The sequence below is a fragment of the Haloplanus sp. genome, from assembly GCF_028275055.1.
Taxonomy (GTDB): Archaea; Halobacteriota; Halobacteria; order Halobacteriales; family Haloferacaceae; genus Haloplanus.
In genome coordinates this window covers 1-1,979 of sequence record NZ_JAQCNJ010000086.1, presented here as the reverse complement: position 1 = coordinate 1,979, position 1,979 = coordinate 1, and the positions used below count along the sequence as shown (strand labels likewise).

Annotated in this window: 4 protein-coding genes; 1 reads left to right on the top strand and 3 read right to left on the bottom strand. The window is 63.7% G+C overall.

What is annotated here, in order from left to right; all coding sequences use genetic code 11:
* Window positions 1-145 (bottom strand): AN1-type zinc finger domain-containing protein (locus Q0925_RS10765; RefSeq protein ID WP_299335309.1); only part of this gene is annotated, 145 nt, incomplete at its 3' end.
* 63 nt (window positions 146-208) lie between these two features.
* A complete protein-coding gene (locus Q0925_RS10760) occupies window positions 209-742 on the bottom strand; it encodes an inorganic diphosphatase (protein WP_299335307.1) in 534 nt (177 codons plus the stop codon).
* A gap of 299 nt (window positions 743-1,041) precedes the next feature.
* Between Q0925_RS10760 and Q0925_RS10755 the strand changes: the two genes are divergently transcribed.
* The gene (locus Q0925_RS10755) at window positions 1,042-1,401 is read left to right on the top strand and encodes a PadR family transcriptional regulator (RefSeq protein WP_299335305.1); all 360 of its coding nucleotides are present in this window, start codon (window positions 1,042-1,044) and stop codon (window positions 1,399-1,401) included.
* A gap of 17 nt (window positions 1,402-1,418) precedes the next feature.
* On the opposite strand, the gene Q0925_RS10750 is transcribed toward Q0925_RS10755, so the two are convergent.
* Window positions 1,419-1,979 (bottom strand): DUF7108 family protein (locus tag Q0925_RS10750; protein WP_299335304.1); only part of this gene is annotated, 561 nt, incomplete at its 5' end.

The following is a 1,979-nucleotide window of genomic DNA, read 5'->3' as shown; positions in this document are numbered from 1 at the left end:
AAACCCCCGAGGGGTCGTCCCACTCGTTCAACCCCGGGCAGTTGTGATTCTCCGGCAGCCGGTGTTCGCCGCAGAACGTGTCTCCGCACCGGCGGCACTGGTACGGGAGGTTCTCGTGCTCCCCGCACTCGTCGCAGGTAGCCATCACGCTGCGTAACGGCGGCGGGAGTAAAAGCGGTTCCCTTCGACACACTTCACGAGGGCCGAGTTACGCGAAGTTCTCCTCGTAGAGGTCCATCGCGTGTTCGACGGCGTCTTTCGCCGCATCGGCGTCAGCCCAGCCGAGCGTCTCGGTCTCTTTGCCCGCTTCGAGGTTCTTGTACGTCTCGAAGAACTCCGAGATCTCCGCTTTCTGCTGGTCGGTGAGGTCGTCGACGTCCGTGACGTGGTCGTAGCGGGGGTCCTCGGCGGGGACGGCGATCACCTTGTCGTCTTTCTCGCCGTCGTCGTCCATCTCCATCATCGCGACGGGGCGTGCCTCGATCACGCACCCGGGGAACGTCTGGTCTTCCACGAGCACGAGAACGTCGAACGGATCCCCGTCGTCGTAGTAGGTCTGCGGCAGGAAGCCGTAGTCGGAGGGGTAGTGAACGTTCGAGTGGAGCACGCGATCGAGTACGACGCCCGGCACGTCCTTGTCGTATTCGTATTTGTTCCGCTCACCCTTCAGACACTCCACGACGGCGTAGACGACGTCGGGCGCGTCCGGTCCGGTTTCGAGGTCCTCCCAGAGGTTCGTCATACCGAATGCGACTCCGAACGAACAAAAAGTCCTTTCGCATCTGCGCCGGGCGGCGCGGCGGTGTTACCCCCGAGCCGGGACGCGACTTCCTGCTAATGCTCTTGTGCGATGCTTGTGATATTCCCCGGATAGGATTCCCAGACACTGTGCGTTCGGCATACGTGTACCCGTTCAGCCGGTCGATACCGGGGATGCTGGCTTCCCGCCGTGATCGTTGTACGGTCGTTTGACGCCCAACGCGGGCCGATACCGGGGGATAGTTACAAAGTATTAAACCCACCGGCACCTTTATCATTAGTATGGCAGAAGGTCAAACCGTAGCCGAGGCCGACAACGTCGTCCGTGGTCTCACTGCGTTCCAGCAGAATATCCTGGTCATCCTGGCGGAGGAACCGATGTACGGCCTCGCGATCAAGTCGCACCTCGAGACGTATTACGGCACCGAGGTGAACCACGGCCGGCTCTATCCCAACCTCGACGACCTCGTGGAGATGGGACTCGTCGAGAAGAGCGAACTCGACAAACGCACCAACCAGTACGAGCTCACCGACGACGGCCACGCCGCCCTTCTGGATCAGTTCGACTGGATGTTCTCGAAGTTCGTCACCGACGACGAGCGCGCCGGCGAACTCGGGGACCTGATCGACGCCAACCGGTAGCTGTCACAGCCGCCCCGTTAGTCGTCGTCAGAGATCTCCGTCGCCAGCGCGAGACTCTCCTCGACAACTGCGGCCTGTTCGGCCGACGGCCACGCGTTCCGCGGATAATACTCCGTCAGGAACTCCGCCGTTTCATCCGTGGTCGCGTCGTCGACGCGTTTCAGGTAGTGATTCCCCATGAAGTCCGCGAACGCGCGGACGTTTGCGGCGTGGGTTTCGCCGTGGGCCTCGGCCACCGCCGCCACGATCGCCTCGTTGGCGGCCTCGACGTCCGCCCACTCGGCGCCGTGGTCGGGGCCCGACAGCGACACCTCCACCGCGCGGTCGGTATCCTCGATCCGGTCGACCTGGATAACCCCGTCTTCGACCCACTCTTCGGGGTAGAGTACGAGCGTGTCGTCCTCGTCGCGGACGCGCGCGGTGACGTCATGATCGTCGGCGATCGCCGCCCGGCGCTCGCGATACACCTCGGCTTCGGCCTCGACGGCGGCGTCGGCGGCGAGCCGGGTCAGTCGCTCGGCCTCGGAGACGACCGCCTCGGGAACCTCGGGGTCGTCGGCTACGTCCTCGGAACGGTC